Annotated in this window: 18 protein-coding genes, 3 rRNA genes and 2 pseudogenes; 17 read left to right on the plus strand and 6 right to left on the minus strand. The window is 67.9% G+C overall.

The window, feature by feature from the left end; all coding sequences use genetic code 11:
- Nucleotides 1-14: 14 nt before the first annotated feature.
- The 3 genes from HUV60_RS26955 to HUV60_RS26965 all read right to left on the minus strand — a co-directional run bounded on the left by HUV60_RS26955 (nt 15) and on the right by HUV60_RS26965 (nt 2084).
- Nucleotides 15-521, minus strand: a complete 507-nt coding sequence (locus HUV60_RS26955; protein ID WP_257849788.1) for an HNH endonuclease — start codon at nt 519-521, stop codon at nt 15-17.
- 196 nt (nt 522-717) lie between these two features.
- Complete coding sequence (locus tag HUV60_RS26960) at nt 718-1257, minus strand: YbhB/YbcL family Raf kinase inhibitor-like protein (RefSeq protein WP_257849789.1); 540 nt, start codon at nt 1255-1257, stop codon at nt 718-720.
- 44 nt (nt 1258-1301) lie between these two features.
- On the minus strand, nt 1302-2084 hold the full coding sequence (locus HUV60_RS26965) for a sporulation protein (RefSeq protein ID WP_257849790.1): 783 nt from the start codon (nt 2082-2084) through the stop codon (nt 1302-1304).
- A 159-nt stretch (nt 2085-2243) separates the two neighbouring features.
- Between HUV60_RS26965 and HUV60_RS26970 the strand changes: the two are divergent.
- From HUV60_RS26970 to HUV60_RS27005, 8 genes and pseudogenes are all read left to right on the plus strand, one after another.
- Nucleotides 2244-2500: pseudogene (locus HUV60_RS26970) on the plus strand (DNA-3-methyladenine glycosylase); the annotation flags it as partial.
- 13 nt (nt 2501-2513) lie between these two features.
- On the plus strand, nt 2514-3125 hold the full coding sequence (locus tag HUV60_RS26975) for a DNA-3-methyladenine glycosylase (protein WP_257849791.1): 612 nt from the start codon (nt 2514-2516) through the stop codon (nt 3123-3125).
- A gap of 348 nt (nt 3126-3473) precedes the next feature.
- Nucleotides 3474-3754, plus strand: a pseudogene (locus HUV60_RS26980) (DNA-3-methyladenine glycosylase); the annotation flags it as partial.
- Between the two features lie 528 nt (nt 3755-4282).
- Nucleotides 4283-5810 (plus strand): 16S ribosomal RNA (locus HUV60_RS26985).
- Nucleotides 5811-6121: 311 nt separating this feature from the next.
- Nucleotides 6122-9242: ribosomal RNA gene (locus HUV60_RS26990) — 23S ribosomal RNA — on the plus strand.
- A gap of 103 nt (nt 9243-9345) precedes the next feature.
- Nucleotides 9346-9462: ribosomal RNA gene (gene rrf / locus HUV60_RS26995) — 5S ribosomal RNA — on the plus strand.
- Together the 16S, 23S and 5S rRNA genes form the textbook arrangement of a ribosomal RNA operon.
- 183 nt (nt 9463-9645) lie before the next feature.
- Nucleotides 9646-11040 (plus strand): hypothetical protein, encoded by a 1395-nt coding sequence (locus HUV60_RS27000; protein ID WP_269441295.1) that lies wholly within the window; start codon nt 9646-9648, stop codon nt 11038-11040.
- Complete coding sequence (locus HUV60_RS27005; protein WP_257850277.1) at nt 10932-11744, plus strand: tetratricopeptide repeat protein; 813 nt, start codon at nt 10932-10934, stop codon at nt 11742-11744. Before HUV60_RS27000 ends, HUV60_RS27005 begins: the two co-directional genes overlap by 109 nt.
- A 138-nt stretch (nt 11745-11882) precedes the next feature.
- Here the strand turns inward: HUV60_RS27005 and HUV60_RS27010 are convergent, their stop codons facing one another.
- Nucleotides 11883-13175, minus strand: coding sequence for a DUF1015 domain-containing protein (locus HUV60_RS27010; protein WP_257849792.1), 1293 nt, complete (start codon nt 13173-13175; stop codon nt 11883-11885).
- Between the two features lie 71 nt (nt 13176-13246).
- Between HUV60_RS27010 and HUV60_RS27015 the strand changes: the two genes are divergently transcribed.
- From HUV60_RS27015 to HUV60_RS27030, 4 genes are all read left to right on the plus strand, one after another.
- The gene (locus HUV60_RS27015; RefSeq protein WP_257849793.1) at nt 13247-14278 is read left to right on the plus strand and encodes an HAD hydrolase-like protein; all 1032 of its coding nucleotides are present in this window, start codon (nt 13247-13249) and stop codon (nt 14276-14278) included.
- Nucleotides 14279-14363: 85 nt separating this feature from the next.
- Nucleotides 14364-15410, plus strand: a complete 1047-nt coding sequence (locus HUV60_RS27020; protein ID WP_257849794.1) for a FecCD family ABC transporter permease — start codon at nt 14364-14366, stop codon at nt 15408-15410.
- Nucleotides 15407-16444 carry a FecCD family ABC transporter permease gene (locus HUV60_RS27025; protein ID WP_257849795.1) on the plus strand — a complete coding sequence of 346 codons (1038 nt, stop codon included), beginning with the start codon at nt 15407-15409 and terminating at the stop codon, nt 16442-16444. Before HUV60_RS27020 ends, HUV60_RS27025 begins: the two co-directional genes overlap by 4 nt.
- Complete coding sequence (locus tag HUV60_RS27030; RefSeq protein WP_257849796.1) at nt 16441-17385, plus strand: ABC transporter ATP-binding protein; 945 nt, start codon at nt 16441-16443, stop codon at nt 17383-17385. Before HUV60_RS27025 ends, HUV60_RS27030 begins: the two co-directional genes overlap by 4 nt.
- Here the strand turns inward: HUV60_RS27030 and HUV60_RS27035 are convergent.
- The gene (locus HUV60_RS27035; RefSeq protein WP_257849797.1) at nt 17369-17716 is read right to left on the minus strand and encodes a sterol-binding protein; all 348 of its coding nucleotides are present in this window, start codon (nt 17714-17716) and stop codon (nt 17369-17371) included. The two genes, HUV60_RS27030 and HUV60_RS27035, sit on opposite strands and share 17 nt — an antisense overlap.
- 42 nt (nt 17717-17758) lie before the next feature.
- On the opposite strand from HUV60_RS27035, the gene HUV60_RS27040 reads away from it, so the two are divergent.
- The 5 genes from HUV60_RS27040 to HUV60_RS27060 all read left to right on the plus strand — a co-directional run bounded on the left by HUV60_RS27040 (nt 17759) and on the right by HUV60_RS27060 (nt 23083).
- Nucleotides 17759-18082, plus strand: coding sequence for a hypothetical protein (locus HUV60_RS27040; protein WP_257849798.1), 324 nt, complete (start codon nt 17759-17761; stop codon nt 18080-18082).
- Nucleotides 18083-18089: 7 nt separating this feature from the next.
- Entirely contained in the window at nt 18090-18905 is an 816-nt protein-coding gene (locus HUV60_RS27045; protein ID WP_257849799.1) for a TlyA family RNA methyltransferase, read from the plus strand.
- Nucleotides 18902-19807: an NAD kinase gene (locus tag HUV60_RS27050; protein WP_042168779.1), complete on the plus strand. Its 906-nt coding sequence runs from the start codon at nt 18902-18904 to the stop codon at nt 19805-19807. The genes HUV60_RS27045 and HUV60_RS27050 overlap by 4 nt, the downstream gene beginning before the upstream one ends.
- Nucleotides 19808-19973: 166 nt before the next feature.
- Complete coding sequence (recN, locus tag HUV60_RS27055) at nt 19974-21692, plus strand: DNA repair protein RecN (protein ID WP_257849800.1); 1719 nt, start codon at nt 19974-19976, stop codon at nt 21690-21692.
- Nucleotides 21693-21946: 254 nt separating this feature from the next.
- A complete protein-coding gene (locus HUV60_RS27060) occupies nt 21947-23083 on the plus strand; it encodes a glycosyltransferase family 4 protein (RefSeq protein ID WP_257849801.1) in 1137 nt (378 codons plus the stop codon).
- 61 nt (nt 23084-23144) lie between these two features.
- Here the strand turns inward: HUV60_RS27060 and HUV60_RS27065 are convergent, their stop codons facing one another.
- Complete coding sequence (locus tag HUV60_RS27065) at nt 23145-24947, minus strand: glycoside hydrolase family 15 protein (protein ID WP_257849802.1); 1803 nt, start codon at nt 24945-24947, stop codon at nt 23145-23147.
- Between the last annotated feature and the right edge of the window lie 138 nt (nt 24948-25085).

The following is a 25085-nucleotide window of genomic DNA, read 5'->3' on the forward strand; positions in this document are numbered from 1 at the left end:
CCCAGGCGGCCGGCTCAGGCCGCGGGCTGAGCCGGCCACTCCGGCAGCGCGTCGAAGTCCTCCCGCCCCAGCGCCAGCAGCATCGCGTCCGCCGGCGTCGGCTCGAAGGGCTGCCGCAGCAGCGGCATCCCCGCCTGCTCCGGCGTCCGGTTCGCCTTGCGGTGGTTGTCCTCCGCGCACGAGGCCACCGTGTTCAGCCAGGTGTCCTGACCACCCTGCGACCGCGGCACCACGTGGTCCACGGTGGTGGCCCGCCGCCCGCAGTACGCGCACCGGTTCCGGTCGCGCACCAGGACGCCCCGCCTCGACCACGGCGCCCGTCTTCGGAACGGCACCCTGACGTATTGGCAGAGCCTGATCACCCGCGGCGCCGGTATGTCGACCGCGGCTCCACGCATCCGCAGTTCGGGGTGGGCCTGCTCGACGACCGCCTTGTCCTGAAGCACCAGAACGACAGCTCGGTTCAGCGTCACCGTCGACAACGGCTCGAAGCTCGCGTTCAGTACCAGCGTGTCCCGCATGCCAGCCCACCTCCCGTGCGCACCGGCCCACCCTTCGGCGGACTGGGATCAACTCTGGCCGGGCACGCCGAGATGGACAACGCAATATCTGCTGCTTCAACGGGAGGTGTTCCCCGCCCCCGGCAACAAAAATGCTCGCCCCTGATCAATTCCAAGACCAGGGGCGGGCAAACGTCCCGTGAACGCCGGGATCGGGTCAGGGGCCGGCGGGCACCTCGTACTCACCGATCAGCTGGGCCCGCGCGAGCGCGTGGAACCGCAGGTTGAATCCCACGACCGCGGGCGACGCGTCCGAGTCCGGGCCGAGCTTCTCCTGATCCACCGCGTACACCGTGAACACATACCGGTGCGGTCCGTCCCCGGGCGGTGGCGCCGCCCCGCCGAAGTCCTTGGTGCCGTAGTCGTTGCGCGCCTGGATCGCGCCCTCGGGCAGCCCCTCGAACCCGCCGCTGCCCGCACCGGTCGGCAGTTCGGTCACCGAGACAGGGATGTCGAAAACCACCCAGTGCCAGAATCCGCTCCCCGTCGGGGCGTCCGGGTCGTAGCAGGTCACCGCGAAGCTCTTGGTCTCCGACGGGAAGCCCTCCCAGCGCAACTGCGGCGAGGTGTCGCCGCCTGCCTGCACCTGGGCGTCCTGGAGCGTCGCGCCCTCCTTGACCTCCTTGCTCGTCACCGTGAACGACGGTACGGGCGGGTGGAAGTCATGGGGGAGCGGACGCCTCTCGCGGTCGGTCACCTCGGTACCTCCTGCTGATCGCTTACCTTCAGTGGGAACCGAGCCTAGAACCAATTGCGCTTGCTGCCGACCTCGGACAGCCACTGGTTGAGGTAGGCGGTCCAGTCGGTGCCCTGATAGTCGTTCAGCCCCACCAGGAAGGACCGGAAGGTGTCGCTGCCCTCACTGAACAGACCGGGCTTCTTGTCCATCTCCAGCACGACGTCCATCGCCTGCTCGTCGGCCACGAAGGTCAGCTCGACCTGGTGCAGCCCGCGGTACTGCTGCGGCGGGAAGAACTCGATCTCCTGGTAGAACGGCAGCCGCTGACGCGTCCCCCGGACCTGGCCGCGCTCCATGTCCGCGCTCTTGAACCGGAAGCCCAGCTGGATGAACGCGTCCAGGATCGCCTTCTGCGCCGGCAGCGGGTGCACATTGATCGGGTCCAGGTCGCCGGAGTCCACGGCCCGGGCGATCGCCAGCTCCGTGGTCACACCGATGTTCATCCCGCGCAGCGACTGCCCGTCGATCATCGTGATCGGGGTCTCCCAGGGGATCTCCAGCCCGAACGGCACCGCGTGCACCGCACCCGCCTCGAGCTCGAAGGCGCCACCGAGAGATGACTTGGTGAACTCGATGTTCTGCTGGTACTCCTCGTCGCCGCTCTCGACCTCGACCTTGGCCTGCAGTCCGACCGACAGCCCTTCGATCTGCTGGTTCACGGACCCGCCCTGGATCCGCACCTCACCCTGGACGACCCCACCGGGAACGACGTTGACCTCGTGCAGCACCGTCTCGACCGAAGCTCCGCCGGCTCCCAGGCTCGCGAGCAGCTTCTTGAACGCCATGTCTCTCCCCTTGTCGTTCTCTATCGCGTCGTTGCCCCATGTGGACCTTCGATCCCTAACAACGCGATCCGGCCCTGGCCGGTTCCGTGTCCGTAACCTTCGCAAGCTCGGAGCCCTGTGACCACCCCGTGGCGGCAGCCCGGAGTACTCTCGGACGCCATGATCGCGACCTCCGACCGTATGCCCCCGCACAGGCAGTTCTTCGACCGCCCCGTCCTCGAGGTCGCCCCGACCTCCTCGGCCGGCTCGTCGCGCGTACCACCCCGGACGGTCCGATCACCCTCCGGCTGACGGAGGCCGAGGCCTACGACGGCCCCGACGATCAGGGCTCCCACGCCTATCGGGGCCGCACCATCCGCAACGGGACGATGTTCGTCCCGCCCGGCCACGCGTACTTCTACTTCACCTATGGGATGTCAAGTCGATCGCATGAACGATGTCAATCTCGCTCACCCCGCTGAGGAAGTCGCCCCCAAGCTGCTCGGTGCCGTCCTCACCCACGAGACCCCCGAGGGCACCGTGAGCATCACCATCACGGAGACCGAGGCGTACTCCGGTGCGGACGACCCCGCCTCCCACGCCTACCGAGGCAGGACACCCCGAAACGCCGTCATGTTCGGACCCGCAGGACACCTGTACGTCTACCGGTCTCACGGTCTCCACTGGTGCGCCAACATCGTCACCGGGGCAGACGGCACTGCTTCCGCTGTCCTCATCCGGGCAGGCAGGGTCATCGAAGGGGAAGACCTGGCACACAAGCGGCGAGGGAACAAGGTCGAGAGCCCACGTCTCGCGCGGGGCCCCGGGAACTTCTGCCAAGCGCTCGGCATCACAACAGAGCACAACGGCACAGCCCTGCTGACAGGTGCCTCGGTCACGCTGTCCCAGGGCGAGCCAGTACCGGACGCACTCGTCCGGGTCGGTCCTCGGGTAGGCGTGAGCAGAGCCCACGACTGGCAGCACCGCTTCCACCTCGCCGGTGACCCAACGGTCTCGGCGTACCGACTGAGCCCGAGAGCCAAGCCGTCCACCGAAGCCTGAGCCGCTGCGCGTCTCGCCGGTGAGCCGGCGCGGAGTCGGGCCCGAAGACGCGTGATGGCTCGTGAGCGTGACGCGTCACGCGTTCCTGCTGTTGCATGAAGACACATCGCCCAGGGGTTCCGGAAGACGATCCGGCAGTGGTCCGACTTGGTCCCTCGGACTTCCCGGCCTCCCGGCAGCAGCTCGACGAGTTCGCAGACCCGCATGACGGCCGTCCGCGCGTAGTCGATCCGGCCGGGGGCTTCGTCGTCCAACTCCTCCCGCAGGCAATCGACGTCCCCCAGATCTCCCCGCACCCGCTTCGCTGCCAGGTCTGCCAGCACGGTCCGGATTTTTGCCGGGCCGGTACGCCTCTCGGCCCGCCATGACAAGGAACCGGCCAAAGGGCCGGCCCGCCTGGCAACGGCCCAGGGCGTGGACCGTTCCCTGGACGGTACGGACGCCTGTGCCCCAAGCGGCGCTCCGCTGCGGATCCTCATCGGTGCTCCGGTGCCCTCCGACCAGGTACGCAACGACCCGCGCACCGGAGTCTCCGCCGACGGAGCCGTGCCCCCTGGCGCTTCCGGATCGTCGACGGCCCGATGCTGAGCCCGTACCGGGCCCATGTCCCGAAGCGCCGACGAAGTTGACTCGAGCTTGGAAGGTGCGTAATGTGGCCCAAGCCGCTGAACCGGGTACGGCGTTCGCCTGCAGCCGGAAGCGGCCAACCCACTACTCACGATCACCCTCAGCAGGGTCGATTTCGGCATGTTCGCATACCCGAATTTCGAACCGGTGAAGCCCGATTATGAATCGAGCGAGGGAATCGGCTAGCGTAGTGAATGTCGAAAGGCTGACGGGTGAAAGTCCAAAACCCGATGGCATTCCAGCCGACTGGGAAACAGACGCGAAAGATCTGGTAGAGTCGGGGACGCAGGACCGAAGGGAAGCGCCCGGAGGAAAGCCCGAGAGGGTGAGTACGAAGGAAGCGTCCGTTCCTTGAGAACTCAACAGCGTGCCAAAAATCAACGCCAGATATGTTGATACCCCGTCCTCGGCCGTTCGGCCGGGACGAGGTTCCTTTGAAGAAAACACAGCGAGGACGCTGTGAACGGTCGGGCCTGTTCCGCTCGACTGTTCCGCTCTCGTGATGTGTCCTTCCCGGTTACGGGAGAGCATTCACGGAGAGTTTGATCCTGGCTCAGGACGAACGCTGGCGGCGTGCTTAACACATGCAAGTCGAACGATGAACCACTTCGGTGGGGATTAGTGGCGAACGGGTGAGTAACACGTGGGCAATCTGCCCTTCACTCTGGGACAAGCCCTGGAAACGGGGTCTAATACCGGATAACACTTCCACTCGCATGGGTGGGGGTTAAAAGCTCCGGCGGTGAGGGATGAGCCCGCGGCCTATCAGCTTGTTGGTGAGGTAATGGCTCACCAAGGCGACGACGGGTAGCCGGCCTGAGAGGGCGACCGGCCACACTGGGACTGAGACACGGCCCAGACTCCTACGGGAGGCAGCAGTGGGGAATATTGCACAATGGGCGAAAGCCTGATGCAGCGACGCCGCGTGAGGGATGACGGCCTTCGGGTTGTAAACCTCTTTCAGCAGGGAAGAAGCGAAAGTGACGGTACCTGCAGAAGAAGCGCCGGCTAACTACGTGCCAGCAGCCGCGGTAATACGTAGGGCGCGAGCGTTGTCCGGAATTATTGGGCGTAAAGAGCTCGTAGGCGGCTTGTCGCGTCGATTGTGAAAGCCCGGGGCTTAACCCCGGGTCTGCAGTCGATACGGGCAGGCTAGAGTGTGGTAGGGGAGATCGGAATTCCTGGTGTAGCGGTGAAATGCGCAGATATCAGGAGGAACACCGGTGGCGAAGGCGGATCTCTGGGCCATTACTGACGCTGAGGAGCGAAAGCGTGGGGAGCGAACAGGATTAGATACCCTGGTAGTCCACGCCGTAAACGGTGGGAACTAGGTGTTGGCGACATTCCACGTCGTCGGTGCCGCAGCTAACGCATTAAGTTCCCCGCCTGGGGAGTACGGCCGCAAGGCTAAAACTCAAAGGAATTGACGGGGGCCCGCACAAGCAGCGGAGCATGTGGCTTAATTCGACGCAACGCGAAGAACCTTACCAAGGCTTGACATACACCGGAAAGCATTAGAGATAGTGCCCCCCTTGTGGTCGGTGTACAGGTGGTGCATGGCTGTCGTCAGCTCGTGTCGTGAGATGTTGGGTTAAGTCCCGCAACGAGCGCAACCCTTGTTCTGTGTTGCCAGCATGCCCTTCGGGGTGATGGGGACTCACAGGAGACCGCCGGGGTCAACTCGGAGGAAGGTGGGGACGACGTCAAGTCATCATGCCCCTTATGTCTTGGGCTGCACACGTGCTACAATGGCCGGTACAATGAGCTGCGATGCCGTGAGGTGGAGCGAATCTCAAAAAGCCGGTCTCAGTTCGGATTGGGGTCTGCAACTCGACCCCATGAAGTCGGAGTTGCTAGTAATCGCAGATCAGCATTGCTGCGGTGAATACGTTCCCGGGCCTTGTACACACCGCCCGTCACGTCACGAAAGTCGGTAACACCCGAAGCCGGTGGCCCAACCCCCTTGTGGGGAGGGAGCTGTCGAAGGTGGGACTGGCGATTGGGACGAAGTCGTAACAAGGTAGCCGTACCGGAAGGTGCGGCTGGATCACCTCCTTTCTAAGGAGCACTTCCAGGCTGCCGGGCTTGCCCGGTGGTCCAGGGGCCAGTACACCGGCGCGTGTCCGGTGCTGGTTGCTCATGGGTGGAACGTTGATTAGTCGGCCGGGTTTTCCGGGTCGGGGGTGTGTGAGTACTGCTCTGCGGAGTGGGGAAAGCATGATCTTCGGGCGGAGGCCGGTCGGGCACGCTGTTGGGTGTCTGAGGGAATGATCCCTCTGGATGCCGGCCCCAGTGAACTCCGGTTGTTGCCGGGGGTGGTGGGTGGTTGGTCGTTGTTTGAGAACTGCACAGTGGACGCGAGCATCTGTGGCCAAGTTTTTAAGGGCGCACGGTGGATGCCTTGGCACCAGGAACCGATGAAGGACGTGGGAGGCCACGATAGGCCCCGGGGAGTCGTCAACCAGGCTTTGATCCGGGGGTGTCCGAATGGGGAAACCCGGCAGTCGTCATGGGCTGTCACCCATACCTGAACACATAGGGTATGTGGAGGGAACGCGGGGAAGTGAAACATCTCAGTACCCGCAGGAAGAGAAAACAACCGTGATTCCGGGAGTAGTGGCGAGCGAAACCGGATGAGGCTAAACCGTATGTGTGTGAGACCCGGCAGGGGTTGCGCATGCGGGGTTGTGGGATCTCTCTTCTGTTGTCTGCCGGCAACAGGGCGAGTCAGAAACCGTTGATGTAGGCGAAGGACATGCGAAAGGTCCGGCGTAGAGGGTAAGACCCCGTAGTCGAAACGTCAGCGGCTCGTTGGAGAGACACCCAAGTAGCACGGGGCCCGAGAAATCCCGTGTGAATCTGGCGGGACCACCCGCTAAGCCTAAATATTCCCTGGTGACCGATAGCGGATAGTACCGTGAGGGAATGGTGAAAAGTACCGCGGGAGCGGAGTGAAATAGTACCTGAAACCGTGTGCCTACAAGCCGTGGGAGCGTCGCGTCGAGTGCGTGCACTCGGCGTCGTGACTGCGTGCCTTTTGAAGAATGAGCCTGCGAGTTTGCGGTGTGTTGCGAGGTTAACCCGGGTGGGGAAGCCGTAGCGAAAGCGAGTCCGAACAGGGCGTTTCAGTAGCATGCTCAAGACCCGAAGCGGAGTGATCTAGCCATGGGCAGGTTGAAGCGGAGGTAAGACTTCGTGGAGGACCGAACCCACCAGGGTTGAAAACCTGGGGGATGACCTGTGGTTAGGGGTGAAAGGCCAATCAAACTCCGTGATAGCTGGTTCTCCCCGAAATGCATTTAGGTGCAGCGTCGTGTGTTTCTTGCCGGAGGTAGAGCACTGGATAGGCGATGGGCCCTACCGGGTTACTGACCTTAGCCAAACTCCGAATGCCGGTAAGTGAGAGCGCGGCAGTGAGACTGTGGGGGATAAGCTCCATGGTCGAGAGGAAACAGCCCAGAGCATCGACTAAGGCCCCCAAGCGTACGCTAAGTGGGAAAGGATGTGGAGTCGCACAGACAACCAGGAGGTTGGCTTAGAAGCAGCCATCCTTGAAAGAGTGCGTAATAGCTCACTGGTCTAGTGATTCCGCGCCGACAATGTAGCGGGGCTCAAGCGTACCGCCGAAGTCGTGTCATTGCGATATGTGCCCCCAACGGGGATCGTGATGGGTAGGGGAGCGTCGTGTGCCGGGTGAAGCAGCCGCGGAAGCGAGTTGTGGACGGTTCACGAGTGAGAATGCAGGCATGAGTAGCGATACACACGTGAGAAACGTGTGCGCCGATTGACTAAGGGTTCCTGGGTCAAGCTGATCTGCCCAGGGTAAGTCGGGACCTAAGGCGAGGCCGACAGGCGTAGTCGATGGATAACCGGTTGATATTCCGGTACCCGCTGTGAAGCGTCAAACATCGAGCATCGTGATGCTAAGGCCGTGAAGCCGTTCCGGACCCTTCGGGGAAGGGAAAGTGGTGGAGCCGCCGGTCCAAGCGGTCAGTAGGTGAGTGATGGGGTGACGCAGGAAGGTAGTCCAGCCCGGGCGGTGGTTGTCCCGGGGTAAGGGTGTAGGCCGTGCGGTAGGTAAATCCGTCGCACACGGGGCTGAGACCTGATGCCGAGCCGATTGTGGTGAAGTGGATGATCCTATGCTGTCGAGAAAAGCCTCTAGCGAGTTTTATGGCGGCCCGTACCCTAAACCGACTCAGGTGGTCAGGTAGAGAATACCGAGGCGTTCGGGTGAACTATGGTTAAGGAACTCGGCAAAATGCCCCCGTAACTTCGGGAGAAGGGGGGCCATGTCCGGTGATGGGGTTTTCCCTCTGAGCTGGGTGTGGCCGCAGAGACCAGCGAGAAGCGACTGTTTACTAAAAACACAGGTCCGTGCGAAGCCGTAAGGCGATGTATACGGACTGACGCCTGCCCGGTGCTGGAACGTTAAGGGGACCGGTTAGTCATTCTTCGGGGTGGCGAAGCTGAGAACTTAAGCGCCAGTAAACGGCGGTGGTAACTATAACCATCCTAAGGTAGCGAAATTCCTTGTCGGGTAAGTTCCGACCTGCACGAATGGCGTAACGACTTCTCGACTGTCTCAACCATAGGCCCGGTGAAATTGCACTACGAGTAAAGATGCTCGTTTCGCGCAGCAGGACGGAAAGACCCCGGGACCTTTACTACAGTTTGATATTGGTGTTCGGTTCGGCTTGTGTAGGATAGCTGGGAGACTGTGAAGCTGTCACGCCAGTGGTGGTGGAGTCGTCGTTGAAATACCAGTCTGGTCGTGCTGGATGTCTAACCTGGGTCCGTGATCCGGATCAGGGACAGTGTCTGATGGGTAGTTTAACTGGGGCGGTTGCCTCCTAAAGAGTAACGGAGGCGCCCAAAGGTTCCCTCAGCCTGGTTGGTAATCAGGTGTTGAGTGTAAGTGCACAAGGGAGCTTGACTGTGAGACCGACGGGTCGAGCAGGGACGAAAGTCGGGACTAGTGATCCGGCGGTGGCTTGTGGAAGCGCCGTCGCTCAACGGATAAAAGGTACCCCGGGGATAACAGGCTGATCTTCCCCAAGAGTCCATATCGACGGGATGGTTTGGCACCTCGATGTCGGCTCGTCGCATCCTGGGGCTGGAGTCGGTCCCAAGGGTTGGGCTGTTCGCCCATTAAAGCGGTACGCGAGCTGGGTTTAGAACGTCGTGAGACAGTTCGGTCCCTATCCGCTGTGCGCGTAGGAGTCTTGAGAAGGGCTGTCCCTAGTACGAGAGGACCGGGACGGACGAACCTCTGGTGTGCCAGTTGTCCTGCCAAGGGCATGGCTGGTTGGCTACGTTCGGGAGGGATAACCGCTGAAAGCATCTAAGCGGGAAGCCTGCTTCGAGATGAGGACTCCCACCTCCTGGAGAGGGTAAGGCTCCCAGTAGACGACTGGGTTGATAGGCCGGATATGGAAGCACGGCAACGTGTGGAGTTGACCGGTACTAATAGGCCGAGGGCTTGTCCTCAGTTGCTCGCGTCCACTGTGTTAGTTCTGAGACAACGAACAGTTGTCGGCTTTGAGCGGAACATAAAAGAAAAGCGTGCTTGTTCGCTCGAAACCATCAGGGTTTCGGTGGTCATAGCGTAGGGGAAACGCCCGGTTACATTCCGAACCCGGAAGCTAAGCCCTACCGCGCCGATGGTACTGCAGGGGGGACCCTGTGGGAGAGTAGGACGCCGCCGAACAATCTTTGGAAGGACCTCTGGTCACCAGCGTTCAGCTGGGACCAGGGGTCCTTTTGTATTTTCTGGAGCGCGCCGAATGTCCGGCTGCGCGAGAATGCTTGCGGTACCGAAGACAGGAGTCACCGATGTCCCCCAACCCTCCCGACGACCGACCGGAGCGCGATCAGCGGCGACGGGACAGTGGTGACCGTTCGGACCGAGGCGGCCAGCGGGGCGCCGGCCCACGACGACCCAGCGACCGCGACCGTGGGTTCCGTCGCGACGACCGAGGTGCTGGCCGGCCGGAGCGTGGCGGGTTCCGCGGTCGGGACGACACCCGCGGTGACAACCGGGGCGGCGAGCGCGGCGGCTACCGGGGCCGGGACGAGCGTAGTGACGATCGCCGTGACGGTGGACGTGAGCGTTCCGGCTTCCGCCGTGATGACGACCGACGGGACGGTCGTCGGGATGACCGGCGTGGTGACGACCGTGGTGAGCGGGGCGGTTTCCGTGGCCGGGATGACAGCCGTGGCGGTTTTCGGCGTGATGACGGTCGTGGTGGTGAGCGTTCCGGTTTTCGGCGTGATGATGACCGGGGCCACGGACGTCGTGACGAGCGGCGCGATGAGCGACGGGACGGTCGTCGGGATGACCGGCGTGGTGACGACCGTGGTGAGCGGGGCGGTTTCCGCGGTCGGGATGACAGCCGTGGCGGTTTTCGGCGTGATGACGGTCGTGGTGGTGAGCGTTCCGGTTTTCGGCGTGATGATGACCGGGGCCACGGACGTCGTGACGAGCGGCGCGATGAGCGACGGGACGGTCGTCGGGATGACCGGCGTGGTGACGACCGTGGTGAGCGGGGCGGTTTCCGTGGCCGGGATGACAGCCGTGGCGGTTTTCGGCGTGATGACGGTCGTGGTGGTGAGCGTTCCGGTTTTCGGCGTGATGATGACCGGGGCCACGGACGTCGTGACGAGCGGCGCGATGAGCGACGGGACGGTCGTCGGGATGACCGGCGTGGTGACGACCGTGGTGAGCGGGGCGGTTTCCGCGGTCGGGATGACAGCCGTGGCGGTTTTCGGCGTGATGACGGTCGTGGTGGTGAGCGTTCCGGTTTTCGGCGTGATGATGACCGGGGCCACGGACGTCGTGACGAGCGGCGCGATGAGCGACGGGACGGTCGTCGGGATGACCGGCGTGGTGACGACCGTGGTGAGCGGGGCGGTTTCCGTGGCCGGGATGACAGCCGTGGCGGTTTTCGGCGTGATGACAGTCGTGGTGGTGAGCGTTCCGGCTTCCGCCGTGATGACGACCGACGGGACGGTCGTCGGGATGACCGGCGTGGTGACGACCGTGGTGAGCGGGGCGGTTTCCGCGGTCGGGATGACAGCCGTGGCGGTGACCGGGGCGGCTTCCGTGGGCGCGACGACCGGCAGGGCGGTGGCCGGTTCCGTGAGGAGCGGGAGCGGGACCGGGAGCCGATCAAGCGGCTGCCGATCCCTGAGGACGTCACGGGCGAGGAGATCGACAAGGACGTACGGCAGGAACTGCAGAGCCTGCCCAAGACGCTTGCGGAGGATGTCGCCAAGAACCTCGTGATGGTCGCCCGGTTGATCGACGAGGATCCCGAGAGCGCCTACGGCTATTCCAGGGTGGCGCTGCGGCTGGCGTCGCGCGTCGCGGCCGTACGGGAAGCCGCCGGGTTCGCCGCGTACGCCAACCAGAAGTACTCCGAGGCGCTGGCCGAGTTCCGGGCGGCGCGGCGGATGACCGGGACCACGGAGCTGTGGCCGCTCATGGCCGACTGCGAGCGTGGGCTCGGGCGGCCGGAGAAGACGCTGGACATGGCCGGTGCGCCCGAGGTGCAGAAGCTGGACAAGGCCGGGCAGGTCGAGATGCGGCTCGTCGCAGCCGGCGCGCGGCGCGACATGGGGCAGCTGGATGCCGCCATCGTGACGCTTCAGAGCTCCGAGCTGGCGTCCCACTCCGTGCAGCCGTGGACGGCGCGGCTGCGATACGCCTACGCCGACGCGCTTCTCGCCACCGGGCGGGGAGGCGAGGCACGGGAGTGGTTCGCGAAGGCCGTGGAGGCCGACCGGGACGGCAGCACCGACGCGTCGGACCGGCTGGCCGAGATGGACGGCGTGGAGTTCATGGACGCGCTCGACGAGCACGACGAAGCCGATGCCGGCTCCGACACCTCGGTCGACGGGGTCGAGGCCAAGGGCGTGCGCGCGGATCTGGACGACGAAGCGGCCGAGGGCGACGCCGAAAAGGCCGAGACCGATGCCGACAAGGATTGACGCCTGAAGGCCTGAAGGCCTGAACGACGAGACGACGGGACGACGGGACGTCTGAACGTCCGATGTGACGGAGCGGAGGGGTGGGATTCCCGGTTCACCGACCGGGAATCCCACCCTCCGTGCGTCTCCAGCGACGCGTCACCCGTCGAAAGCGCGTAGGACCAGACCCGATGCCGGCTTGGGCCCGAAGGATGTCGACTTGCGGGGCATCGTGACGCCCCGGCGGGCGAGGTCGCGGACGATCTCCTCGCGGACCGGATGCATCAGCACCGCCGTACCACCGTCGCGTTCCGCCTTCTCGACGGTCGCGGCCGCGTCGTGGATGTAGGCGATGTGGGCCGGGGAGTCCTCGGGGATGTGCCACACCTGGTCCAGGAGTGTGGAGTGCAGGACCGTCGCGTCCAGGGTGCGCCAGGCTTGTGGACGGTCGGTGGGGACCGTACGGGCCAGCAGGTCCGGGTCCGGGCGGTCCACGAGGTGGAAGGCACCGTCGCCGGTCAGGAGGAACGCGTTGCCCGTGCCCGCGGCCTCGGCCAGTGCCTCCATGGCCTCCGGCAGCGCGGCGTCCACGCGGCGGACCCGGAACAGGCCGTGGAGGGCGGCCAGCGCGTCCGCGACCGGCAGGCCGTGCAGCAGGCGGTGGATGGCGCGGACGCGCAGCGGGTAGCGGGCGGTGTCGACGAGGAGCACCAGGCCGTGGTCCCAAGGGCTGGGGGAGGGGTGCTGCGCGCGCAGGCGGCGGTAGGTCGCCCAGCGGTGGTGGCCGTCGGCGATGAGCGCTTGCTGGCCGGCCAGGTCGGTCCGGACGGTCACCAGGTCCTCGGGGTCGGTGAGGGACCACAGGCGGTGGTGGAAGCCGTCCTCCGTGGTGGTCGCGAGGACGGGAGGCGTCTTGGCCGTGCGCTCGATCAGGTCGGCGGTGGCGGCTGCCGAGCCGTCGCCGGGGTAGGTCAGCAGCAGGGGCTCGAGGTTCGCCGAGGTGGCCAGCATCAGGGCCGCCCGGTCGGCGACGATGTGCGGCATGACGTCCTCGTGCGGCAGGACCAGTTGCTCGTCGGGGTCCGACACACGCAGGGTGCCGATGATCCCGCGCTGCAGCAGGCCGTCGCCGTCGCGCTGTTCGTAGACGTAGAAGCCGGGCAGGGGGTCTGTGGTCAGGATGCCCTCGGCCCGCCAGCGGTTCAGCGTCTCGGCGGCCTGGGCGTTGCGGGCCTTTGGGGTGTCGGCCTCGGGCAGGATCAGCCGGACGATGTTGTACGGGTCGGCGGACTGCAGGTGATGCAGACCGTCGGGGCGGACGACGACGTCGTACGGCGGGGATGTCACGGCGGCCAGGCTGCCGACCCGGTCGGGGTCGTAACGAAGGCCTTGGAACGGGATGAGTTCCAGGCCTCGGCTCGCCTTCGCTTCCGAGGGACCTGCAGTCTTCATCCAGGCATCGTACGGGTGTCAGTCGCATGGGGGATGATCGGGGAAAGCCGTTGAACGAGGAGCGATGCACAATGAGCCGGAGCGTCAGGACGAGGCCCGAGGGCAGTGGACAGGCCCTGAGCGAGGCGTACGACACGGCGCTGCTCGATCTCGACGGTGTGGTGTACGCGGGCGGGAAGGCGATCGTCCACGCGGTTGCGGCGCTGGCCACGGCCCGCGCCGGGGGCATGCACCTGGCGTACGTGACGAACAACGCCCTGCGCACGCCGGACACCGTCGCCGCGCATCTGACGGAGCTGGGGATACCGACGGAGGCCGGCGATGTGATCACGTCGGCGCAGGCGGTCGCGCGGCTGGTGAGTGAGCAGATGCCGCCGGGGGCCCGGGTGCTGGTGATCGGGGGAGAGGGCCTGCGGGTGGCGTTGAGCGAGCGCGGGCTGACGCTGGTGGAGTCGGCGGACGACGACCCGGCGGCGGTGGTGCAGGGGTACGGCGGGTCCGACTTCCCGTGGGGACGGTTCGGGGAGGCGAGTTACGCGATCGCGCGCGGAGTGCCGTGGTTCGCGTCCAACACGGATTTGACGATTCCCAGTGGCCGGGGCATCGCGCCGGGCAATGGGGCCGCGGTGGAGGTCGTACGGATCGCGACCGGCGCCGAGCCGCAGGTGGCGGGCAAGCCACTGCCGCCGATGCACCGGGAGACGATCCTGCGGACGGGCGCCGAGCAGCCGCTGGTGGTGGGCGACCGGCTGGACACCGACATCGAGGGTGCGTTCAACGGCGGTGTCGACGCACTGCTGGTGCTCACGGGCGTGACCGACGGGGCGCAGCTGCTGGCCGCGCCGCCGCAGCACCGGCCCACCTTCGTCGACACCGACCTGCGCGGCATGCTCACCGGGCAGCCGGAGGTCGTCGCGGTGGACGGCGATGGATTTTGGTGCGGTGGCTGGACGGCGACGGCAGCCGGCGGGCACCTGGAGCTGGACGGGGAGGGGGCGGCTGTGGACGGCCTGCGGGCGTTGTGCGCGGCGGCGTGGACAGCAGCGGGTGACGGCGTGTGCGAGCTGGACGGCGGGAAGGCGCTGGCACGTCTGGATCTGTGAGGGATGCCCGGGACCCGGAGGCCGCCCGGGGGTCTGGGAAATCCGAGAATCGTGATCAAATGGGAGGGTAGGCTAACCTAACTGCGTGTTGGTCGAGAGTCCACCTGAACAGCGCGCGGAGACTGCCCCCGCGCATCCGAACCGCCGGGCGTTGCTCCGTGTCCTGGGGCTGCTCCTCTCTGCCGTGATCCTGGTGGCCGTCGCCCTGGCCAGTATCGCGATCGGGGCGAAGGACCTGTCCCTGCAACAGGTCTGGCACGGCCTGTTCGAGGATTCGGGCAGCTACGGCGACGCGGTCGTCGCCGACCGGTTGTCACGGACCGTCCTCGGCGCGCTCGCCGGTGCCGCGCTCGGCCTGGCGGGAGCGGTGCTCCAGGCACTGACCCGTAATCCGCTGGCCGATCCGGGGCTGCTCGGCATCAACGCGGGCGCGTCCGCGGCGGTCGTCACGGCCATCACCTTCTTCGGCGTCACCTCGCTCTCCGGCTATGTGTGGTTCGCGTTCTTCGGAGCCGCGGCGGTCGGGGCGCTGGTGTGGTTCCTCGGCGGCAGCCGGGGCGCGACCCCCGTGCGCCTGGTGCTCGCCGGCACCGCGATCACCGCCGCGCTGTTCGGCTATCTCCAAGCGGTCATGATTCTCGACGAGGCGGCCCTGGGCCGGATGCGCTTCTGGACGGTCGGATCGCTCTCCTCGGCAAACAGTGAGGTCATCCAGCAGGTGCTGCCGTTCCTGCTGGCCGGCTTCGTGCTGGCGTTGTTGCTCGCCCGGCCGCTGAACGCCATGGCCATGGGCGACGACACCGCCAAGGCTCTCGGCGCCAACCTGAACCGCACGCGAGGGACGGCCATGCTCGCCGCGACCCTGCTGTGCGGGGCCGCGACGGCCGCGTGCGGGCCGATCGTCTTCGTCGGCCTGATGGTGCCGCACGTCGTACGCTCGTTCACCGGACCCGACCTGCGCTGGATCCTGCCGTACGCGGCGGTCCTGTCGCCTGTCCTGCTGCTCGGCGCCGATGTCATCGGCCGCGTCCTGACCCGGCCCGCGGAGCTCCAGGTCGGCATCGTCACCGCGATCATCGGCGGCCCGGTGTTCATCTATCTCGTACGACGGCGGAGGACGGCCCAGCTGTGAAGACCAACCGTGCTGTGCGTACCCCGGGCGGCCTCTCGCTCCAGGTGGACGCGCGCGCTTTCGTCGTCGGTGTTCTGCTGCTGCTCGTGGCGCTCACCGCGAGCGTGGTACTGATCGGCACCGGCGACTTCCCGGTACCCGTCGCCGACGTGGTCCGGACCCTGCTGAGCGAGGGTGACCCCGGCCAGGAGTTCATCGTCACCGAACTGCGGCTGCCCCGGGTCCTGGTGGGGCTCCTCGTCGGCGCCTCGCTCGGTCTCGCCGGCGCGCTGTTCCAGTCCATCTCCCGCAATCCGCTGGGCAGCCCGGACGTCCTCGGCCTGGGCCAGGGGGCCACGGCCGGTGCGCTCGTGGTGATCGTGCTGTTCTCCGGAACGGCCGACCAGGTCGCCCTCGGCGCCCTGGCCGGCGGACTGGTGACCGGGTTCGCCATCTATGTGCTCGCCTGGAAGCGGGGGATGCACGGATACCGGCTGGTCCTGGTCGGTATCGGTGTCTCCGCGATCGTCACCGCGGTCAACGGATATCTGCTCACCAAGTCCGACATCGTGGACGCCGCCCGGGCGATCGTCTGGATGACCGGTTCCCTCGACGGCCGTGACTGGGACCAGGTCTGGCCCCTGCTCACGCTGTGCGTCCTTCTCGTACCGCTGGTTCTCGCCAACTCCCGCGGGCTCAGGATGATGGAGATGGGCGACGACGTGTCGTACGCCCTCGGGGTCCGGGTGGAACGCGTACGGCTGGTGCTGATGCTGTCCGCGGTCCTGCTCACCGCGTCGGCGACGGCGGCCTCCGGGCCGGTCGGCTTCGTCGCGCTCACCGCACCGCAGCTCGCCCGGCGTCTGACCCGTTCGCCCGGACCGAACCTCGTGCCGTCGATGTGCATGGGCGCAGCCCTGCTGGTGAGCGCCGACTGGATCTCGCAGCGGGCCTTCGGCGCCGAGCAGTTGCCCGTGGGCGTGGTCACCGGTGTGCTCGGCGGTGTCTACCTGCTCTGGCTGCTGGTCACCGAGCGCAAGGCGGGCCGGATATGACGCGAACCGTCCACGGACCGACCAACGGAACGGCCGACCCGCAGACCGGCGGGCCGAACAACCGAAGGAGTACCGTGAGCCGACTGTCCGCCGAGGACGTCACCCTCGCCTACGACCAGCGGGTCATCGCCGAGCAGTTGTCGGTGGAGATACCGGACAACTCCTTCACCGTGATCGTCGGTCCGAACGCCTGCGGCAAGTCGACGCTTCTGCGGGCGCTGTCGCGGATGCTGAAGCCCAGTCGGGGGCGGGTGCTGCTGGACGGTCAGGTCATCCAGTCGATACCCGCGAAGAAGGTCGCCCGCACTCTCGGACTGCTGCCCCAGTCCTCGATCGCGCCCGACGGGATCACGGTCGCCGACCTGGTGGGGCGCGGCCGGTATCCGCACCAGGGCATCCTGCGCCAGTGGTCCACCGAGGACGAGCGGGTCGTCCGGGAGTCGATGGCCCGGACCGGCATCGCCGACCTGGGCGAGCGCCATGTCGACGAACTCTCCGGTGGGCAGCGGCAGCGCGTGTGGATCGCCATGGCGCTCGCCCAGGAGACCCCGCTGCTGCTGCTCGACGAGCCGACGACCTATCTGGACATCCAGCACCAGATCGACGTACTGGACCTGTGCGCGGAACTGCACGAGGAACAGGGCCGCACCCTCGTCGCCGTCCTGCACGACCTCAACCACGCCGCCCGGTACGCCACCCACCTCATCGCGCTGCGCGACGGGAAGATCATCGCGCAGGGTACGCCGAAGGAGATCGTCACCGCCCGGCTGGTCGAGCAGGTCTTCGGCCTGAGCTGCCAGGTCATCGACGACCCCGAAACGGGTACGCCCCTGGTCGTGCCGGCAGCCCGCAAGACGCGGACCGCGGCGAAGTGGGACTCAGGCAGGCAGAATCCGGGCAAGCAGGCCGCGGCCACGGTGGGAGCTAGAGAAGCTTCCTGAGATGGAACAGGTCGCGCAGACCGGCCTCCAGAATCACCCGGCCCGATCCCCAGGCCCTGGCGAAGTGCAGGTCGCCGTCGACCAGGGCCAGCAGGTCGTCCCCCCGCATGGCGAGCCGGATCTGCGCCCGCTCGCGCGGAGGGCCTTCCAGCGTGTCGTGCACCTCGATCCGCCCGCCGGTGAGCCGGCCGACGAAGGTCACGTCCAGGTCGGTGATGTGACAGCTGACCGAGCGGTCCATGGCCGCCGCCGTGCGGACGTCGCCCTCGGCACGCTGTATGGAGTCGGAGAGTTCGTCGAGTGCGGCACGGCACTCCTCGATCGTGGCCATCGCGGACGACGGTACCCCAACGGTTCGCGGTAGCGTCGGGGCATGAACGACGCAGTACCCCCGCCGGGGAGCGCACCGCGGGCGGAGCACGCCGCACCGACGGCCGACGACGACGCCCTCCGGGCCACGCCCGAGTACGCCCCCGCCGCCCCCGCACCCCTGGACGTGCCCCGCACCCCCACCGGCAACGCCGAGGTGGACGCACGGCTGGAGCGGCTGGCCGACGCCGACCACCTCACCACGGACGGCCATGCCGAGGTGTACGAAGATGTGCACCGGGGGCTGCGCGACGCGCTCACCGCGCTCGACGCCCGCCCGGGACCTCCGGGTCCCCCTCCTACTCCTACGCACCGACAGGGGAGCTGAACCGAACGTGGCAGGAGCCGCACGCCGCCGCCTCGACGCGGAGCTGGTCCGCCGGAAGCTCGCCCGGTCGCGCGAGCACGCCGGCCAGCTGATCGCCGCCGGGCGGGTCAGTGTAGGCAAGACCGTCGCGACCAAGCCCGCCACCCAGGTGGAGACCGCCGCCGCGATCCTCGTCGCCGAGGACGCCGGAGACCCGGACTACGTGTCGCGCGGCGGCCACAAGCTCGCCGGCGCGTTCGAGGTGTTCGCACCGCAGGGGCTGGTCGTCCGGGGACGGCGGGCGCTGGACGCCGGTGCCTCGACCGGGGGTTTCACCGATGTCCTGCTCCGGGCCGGGGCGGCCCACGTGGTCGCCGTGGACGTCGGATACGGACAACTCGCCTGGTCTCTCCGCAACGATGAACGCGTCACCGTCAAGGACCGTACGAACGTAAGGGAGTTGACGCTTGAAGCAATCGATGGGGAGCCTGTGGATCTTGTCGTGGGGGATCTGTCCTTCATCCCGCTCGGGCTGGTCCTGCCCGCCCTGAAACGGTGCGTGCGGCCGGACGCCGATCTGGTGATGATGGTCAAGCCACAGTTCGAGGTGGGCAGGGAGCGGCTGGGCAGCGGCGGCGTCGTACGCAGCCCGCAGTTGCGCGCCGAAGCCGTGCGGGAAGTGGCCGCCAGGGCCTGGGAGCTGGGACTGGGGGCGAAGGGCGTGACCGCGAGTCCGCTGCCCGGACCCTCGGGGAATGTCGAATACTTTCTGTGGCTGCGGGCGGGGGCTCCGGAACCGGACCCGGCCGACGTCGACCGTGCAGTGGCGGAGGGGCCGCGTTGACACCGAACCGAGCTCGTACTGTTTTCCTGCTCGCCCACACCGGCCGCCCCGCGGCCATCCGCAGCGCGGAGCTCGTGGTCAAAGGACTGCTGGCTTCCGGGCTGGGGGTGCGGGTGCTGGAGGCCGAGGCGCGGGACCTGCCGCTGCCGGACGAGGTGGGGACCGTCAAGGAGGCCACCCCCGAGTGCCTCGACGACTGCGAACTGCTGATCGTGCTCGGCGGTGACGGCACGCTGCTGCGCGGCGCGGAGTTCGCCCGTGCCTCGGGCGTGCCGATGCTCGGCGTGAACCTCGGCAGCGTCGGCTTCCTCGCCGAGGCCGAGCGGGACGACCTCGACAAGGTCGTCGACCGGGTGGTGAGCAAGGCGTACGAGGTCGAGGAACGGATGACCGTCGACGTCGTCGTGCACAAGAACGGCACCATCGTGCACACGGACTGGGCGCTGAACGAGGCGGCCGTGCAGAAGGTGTCCGCCGAGCGGATGCTGGAGGTCGTCCTGGAGATCGACGGGCGTCCGGTGACCGGGTTCGGCTGCGACGGCATCGTCTGCGCCACCCCGACCGGATCGACCGCGTACGCGTTCTCCGCCGGGGGACCTGTCGTGTGGCCCGAGGTCGAGGCGCTGCTGATGGTGCCGATCAGTGCGCACGCCCTGTTCGCCAAGCCGCTGGTGACCTCGCCGGACTCGGTGCTCGCGGTGGAAATGCTGCCGCACGTACCGCCCGGCGTGCTGTGGTGCGACGGGCGGCGGACGGTGGAACTGCCGGCCGGCGCGCGGGTGGAGGTCCGGCGCGGTGCCGTCCCGGTCCGGCTGGCCCGACTGCATCACGCCTCGTTCACGGACCGGCTGGTGGCCAAGTTCGCGCTGCCGGTCTCGGGATGGCGGGGAGCCCCGCACTAGCACACGCGTCCCTCTCCGGCCCGCCCGCGCCCGTCCCGGGGCACCGGGACCCGCCGCTGGACGCGGTCCCGCTCATGGGTGCATACCTGCCGCATTCCCGGACGGGCGGGGGTGGCGTCGGACAGCACGAGGAAAACCTCGTAAGGTCTGGGACGTGTTGGAGGAGATGCGGATACGGTCGCTCGGAGTCATCGACGACGCCGTGGTCGAGCTGTCACCCGGTTTCACCGCCGTCACCGGTGAGACGGGCGCGGGCAAGACCATGGTGGTCACCAGCCTCGGGCTGTTGCTGGGGGGAAGGGCGGACGCGGCCCTGGTGCGGATCGGCGCCAGAAGCGCGGTCGTCGAGGGGCGGATCGCCGTGCCCGAGGGCGCCGCGGCCGCCGCACGGGCGGGGGAGGCCGGAGCCGAGCTCGACGACGGGGCGCTGCTGATCAGCCGTACCGTTTCCGCCGAGGGGCGCTCCCGGGCCCACCTCGGCGGGCGGAGCGTGCCCGTCGGGCTGCTCGCCGAACTCGCCGACGACCTGGTGGCCGTGCACGGGCAGACCGACCAGCAGGGTCTGCTGAAGCAGTCCCGGCAGCGGCAGGCGCTCGACCGGTACGCGGGGGACGCGGTCGCCGGACCGCTCGCCAAGTACACGGAGGTGTACCAGCGGCTGAGGGCCGTCGCCACGGAACTCGAGGAGATCACCACCCGTGCGCGTGAACGCGCCCAGGAGGCCGACCTGCTGCGCTTCGGGCTCGACGAGGTCGCCGCCGTGGAGCCCCGCGCCGGAGAGGACGTGGAACTGGCGGAGGAGGCCGAGAGGCTCGGGCACGCCGAGGCCCTGGCGTCCGCCGCGTCCGTCGCGCACGCCGCTCTCGCAGGCAACCCGGAGGACCCCGAGGGCGTCGACGCGGGAACGCTCGTCGCGGGTGCCCAGCGGGCCCTCGCGGCCGTCCGGTCGCACGATCCGGCGCTGGCCGCGCTCACCGACCGGATCGGCGAGGTCGGCATCCTGCTGCGCGACGTCGCCGGGGACCTCGCCGGGTATGCGGACGACCTGGACGCCGATCCGCTGCGGCTGGCGGCGGTGGAGGAACGCCGGGCCGCGCTCACCGGGCTCACCCGCAAGTACGGCCCGGACATCGCCGCCGTGCTGGCCTGGGCCGAGGAGAGCGCCGCGCGCCTGACGGACCTGGAGGGCGACGACGAGCGGATCGGGGAACTCACCGCCGAACGCGACGGTCTGCGCGCCGAACTGGGCGGGCTGGCGCAGACGCTCTCCCGGGCGCGCGCCGAGGCCGCGGAGCGCTTCGCGGCCGCCGTCACCGCGGAGCTGGCATCCCTCGCCATGCCCCACGCGCGCGTCTCGTTCGACATCCGGCAGACCGAGGACCCGGACGGGGTCGAGGTCGGCGGGTGCACGGTCGCCCACGGGCCGTCGGGCGCCGACGAGGTCGAGCTGCTGCTCGCCCCGCACCCCGGGGCGCCGCCCCGGCCCATCGCCAAGGGCGCGTCCGGCGGTGAACTGTCCCGCGTGATGCTGGCCGTGGAGGTCGTGTTCGCCGGGACGGACCCGGTGCCGACGTACCTGTTCGACGAGGTCGACGCCGGTGTCGGCGGCAAGGCGGCCGTCGAGATCGGGCGGCGGCTCGCCAAACTGGCGAAGAGCGCCCAGGTCGTGGTCGTCACCCACCTGCCGCAGGTGGCAGCCTTCGCGGACCGGCAGTTGCTGGTGGCGAAGACGAACGACGGAACGGTCACCCGGTCCGGTGTGAAGGTGCTCGAAGGAGAGGACCGGATCCGGGAACTGTCGCGGATGCTGGCCGGCCAGGAGGACTCGGAAACGGCCCGCGCCCACGCGGAGGAACTCCTGGAGACAGCTCGCGCGGACGGCTGAAAGGCGGCTCAAGGGCGTCGCGGTCGGCCCGGCCGTCCACCGGGCTGTCGGCCCACAGGACGTACTTCGTCACTCGTACGGGTGGCGTTTCCGTCCGCTCCGCTGCGGGTGGCCGCTCCGGTCGTTGCCGGAATTCCCTTGCTTCCTGGCATGCTTGACCCAGCACGCGTAGCAGACCGTGCGGTCCATCCTCTCCGCACGGTCCTTCTGTACGTTCTTCGGGACCACCCGACCCGAACCAGGAGCTCGGCCACGTGACCCCCGTGAGCAGCCACTCACCGCACGGCCAGTCGGCGCTGCGCACCGTGCAGGTGCTGGGCGGCGGCAACGCCGCGGCCGGTGCCCACGTGCGCTCGCTGGCCGCGGGGCTCGTCGCACGGGGCGTGCGGGTCACGGTGTGCGCCCCCACCGAGGCTGAGCATGCCTACGACTTCACCGGCGCCGGCGCCGACCATGTGCACGTGCCGCGCAGCAGCGACCCCGGCTCGGTGTCCGCGCTGCGGACGGCGTGCACGGACGCCGACCTGGTGCACGCGCACGGCCTGCACGCCTCCTTCCGGACCGTGCTCGCCCTCGGCGGGCGGCGCACCCCGCTGACCGTCACCTGGCACGACCGGCCACACGCCGAGGGCGCCCGCGCACACGTCCTGAGGCTGATGGAGCGGCGGGTCGTCAGGGCGGCCACCGTGGTTCTCGGAACCACCCCCGCCCTGGTCGACCGGGCACGCCGGAGAGGAGCGCGGGACGCGCGGCTGGCGGCCGTCGCCCTCCCTGGGCCCCGGACCGCCCCGAAGAGGCAGGACCCGGACGGGTCGCGGTCCAAACTCCTGGCCGAACTCGGCGCCATCGGACGCCCGTTGCTGATCGCCGTCGGCGCCCTCGAACGCGACCGCGGCTACCACACGCTGCTCGACGCCACGCACGGATGGCGCCGCCTCGACCCCCAGCCGCTGGTCGCCGTCGCGGGTGAGGGACTGCTGCGCGGTGAACTTCAGCGCCGGATCGCGGACGAGGACCTGCCGGTCCGGCTCGTCGGACGGCGCGACGACATCACCGAACTGCTGGAGGCCGCCGACATCGCGCTGCTGCCGAGCCGGTGGGAGGGGCGCTCCGTCCTCGCCCAGCAGGCCCTCCACGCGCGCGTGCCGCTCGTCGCGGCCGACACCGGCGGCGTCCCCGAACTCGTCGGCGACGCCGCCGAACTCGTCCCGTACCGCAACGCGCGTGCCCTCGCCGACGCCGTCGTACGGCTGCTCGGCGACCCCGGACGCCGGGACGAACTCCGGGCCAAGGGCGCCCGGCAGGCGGCAGGATGGCCGACGGAGGACGAGGCGGTGGCCCAGGTCCTCAGCGTCTACGACGAACTGACGCAGCCACGACCGCTGACCTGACCGGATCTGACGAGCCGAAAGTGCCGGCGCGGGCCCGGTCACGGACCCGCGCCCGACAGGCTCAGCCTCCGTACGCCCCCGAGGCCGTCAGACGCAGGGCGGTGTCGATGAGAGGGACGTGGCTGAAGGCCTGCGGGAAGTTGCCGACCTGGCGCTGCCCGACCGCGTCCCACTCCTCGGCGAGCAGACCCAGGTCGTTGCGCAGGGAGAGCAGCTTCTCGAACAGCCTGCGGGCCTCGTCCACCCGGCCGATCATCGCCAGGTCGTCGGCCATCCAGAACGAGCAGGCGAGGAACGCGCCCTCGTCGCCCGGCAGCCCGTCGACGCCTTCGTCCGAGCCTTCCGTCGGATAGCGCAGGATGAAGCCGTCCGATGTGGACAGCTCGCGCTGGATCGCCTCGATGGTGCCGATCACCCGCTTGTCGTCCGGCGGTAGGAAACCCATCTGCGGGATGAGCAGCAACGAGGCGTCCAGCTCCTTCGAGCCGTACGACTGCGTGAACGTGTTGCGTTCCTTGTCGTAGCCCTTCTCGCACACGTCCCGGTGGATGTCGTCGCGCAGCCCCTTCCACTGCTCCAGGGGGCCGTCCGCGTCGCCGGACTCGATGAGCTTGATGGTGCGGTCGACGGCGACCCACGCCATCACCTTGGAGTGCACGAAGTGGCGGCGCGGACCACGGACCTCCCAGATGCCCTCGTCCGGCTCCTGCCAGTGCTTCTCCAGGTAACGGATCAGCTTGAGCTGGAGCAGGGACGCGTAGTCGTTGCGGGCCAGGCCCGTCATGTGGGCCAGGTGCAGGGCCTCGGTGACCTCGCCGTACACATCCAGCTGGAGCTGGTGCGCCGCGCCGTTGCCCACCCGGACGGGGGCCGAGTTCTCGTAGCCGGGAAGCCAGTCCAGCTCCGCCTCGCCGAGCTCGCGCTCACCGGCGATGCCGTACATGATCTGCAGGTTCTCCGGGTCGCCTGCCACCGCGCGCAGCAGCCACTCGCGCCAGGCGCGGGCCTCCTCGCGATAACCGGTGCGCAGCAGCGAGGACAGGGTGATCGCCGCGTCCCGCAGCCAGGTGTAGCGGTAGTCCCAGTTGCGGACGCCGCCGATGTCCTCCGGCAGGGAAGTCGTGGGCGCGGCGACGATGCCGCCGGTCGGGGCGTAGGTGAGGGCCTTCAGCGTGATCAGGGAGCGGATCACGGCCTCACGGTAGGGGCCCTGGTACGTACAGTGCTCCACCCACTCCCGCCAGAAGTCCTCCGTCGCCTCCAGCGACTGCTCCGGCTCCGGCAGCGCCGGCGGCTCCTTGTGCGACGGCTGCCACGACACCGTGAACGCGATCCGGTCACCCGGTGCCACCGTGAAGTCGGAGTAGGTCGTCAGCGACTTTCCGTACGTGTCGGCGGATGTGTCGAACCACACGGAGTCCGGGCCCGCGACCGCGACCGTGCGCCCCTCGTGCTTGTGCACCCACGGCACCACCCGGCCGTAGGAGAAACGCATCCGGAGGGTGGAGCGCATCGGCACACGGCCCGAGACGCCCTCCACGATGCGGATGAGCTGCGGCGCGCCGTCGCGCGGGGGCATGAAGTCGGTCACCCGGACAGTGCCGCGCCCGGTGTCCCACTCGGACTCCAGGACCAGTGAGTCACCGCGGTAGCCGCGCCGGGTCGCGGCCGGCGGCGGGTCGTCGGAGGCGTGCGCCGGGCCGATCCGCCAGAAGCCGTGATCTTCGGTGCCCAACAGGCCGGCGAAGATGGCGTGCGAGTCGAAGCGGGGCAGGCACAGCCAGTCGACTGTGCCGTCCCGGCAGACCAGGGCAGCGGTCTGCATGTCTCCGATGAGTGCGTAGTCTTCGATGCGCCCGGCCACGTGCAACTCCAGTCGAACGGCCACGTCACCCCACGAGGGGGTTGTCGCTGGTGCGGTTAAGGGGTTGGTCGGATACGTAATGCGTCGTTGAGCGATGAAGCAAAGCAGTCACTCAGCCGCGAATGCAAAACGCCCGTT

Origin of the sequence: Streptomyces sp. KMM 9044 (assembly GCF_024701375.2) — a bacterium.
Taxonomy (GTDB): domain Bacteria; phylum Actinomycetota; class Actinomycetes; order Streptomycetales; family Streptomycetaceae; genus Streptomyces.

Excerpts from the sequence above, each read along its gene's own strand:
- HUV60_RS26955 (WP_257849788.1), bottom strand. The coding sequence starts at position 521 with ATGCGGGACACGCTGGTACTGAACGCGAGCTTCGAGCCGTTGTCGACG.
- HUV60_RS26965 (WP_257849790.1), bottom strand. The coding sequence starts at position 2,084 with ATGGCGTTCAAGAAGCTGCTCGCGAGCCTGGGAGCCGGCGGAGCTTCG.
- HUV60_RS26975 (WP_257849791.1), top strand. The coding sequence starts at position 2,514 with ATGAACGATGTCAATCTCGCTCACCCCGCTGAGGAAGTCGCCCCCAAG.
- HUV60_RS27010 (WP_257849792.1), bottom strand. The coding sequence starts at position 13,175 with ATGAAGACTGCAGGTCCCTCGGAAGCGAAGGCGAGCCGAGGCCTGGAA.
- HUV60_RS27015 (WP_257849793.1), top strand. The coding sequence starts at position 13,247 with ATGAGCCGGAGCGTCAGGACGAGGCCCGAGGGCAGTGGACAGGCCCTG.
- HUV60_RS27030 (WP_257849796.1), top strand. The coding sequence starts at position 16,441 with ATGACGCGAACCGTCCACGGACCGACCAACGGAACGGCCGACCCGCAG.
- HUV60_RS27035 (WP_257849797.1), bottom strand. The coding sequence starts at position 17,716 with ATGGCCACGATCGAGGAGTGCCGTGCCGCACTCGACGAACTCTCCGAC.
- HUV60_RS27040 (WP_257849798.1), top strand. The coding sequence starts at position 17,759 with ATGAACGACGCAGTACCCCCGCCGGGGAGCGCACCGCGGGCGGAGCAC.
- recN (WP_257849800.1), top strand. The coding sequence starts at position 19,974 with ATGCGGATACGGTCGCTCGGAGTCATCGACGACGCCGTGGTCGAGCTG.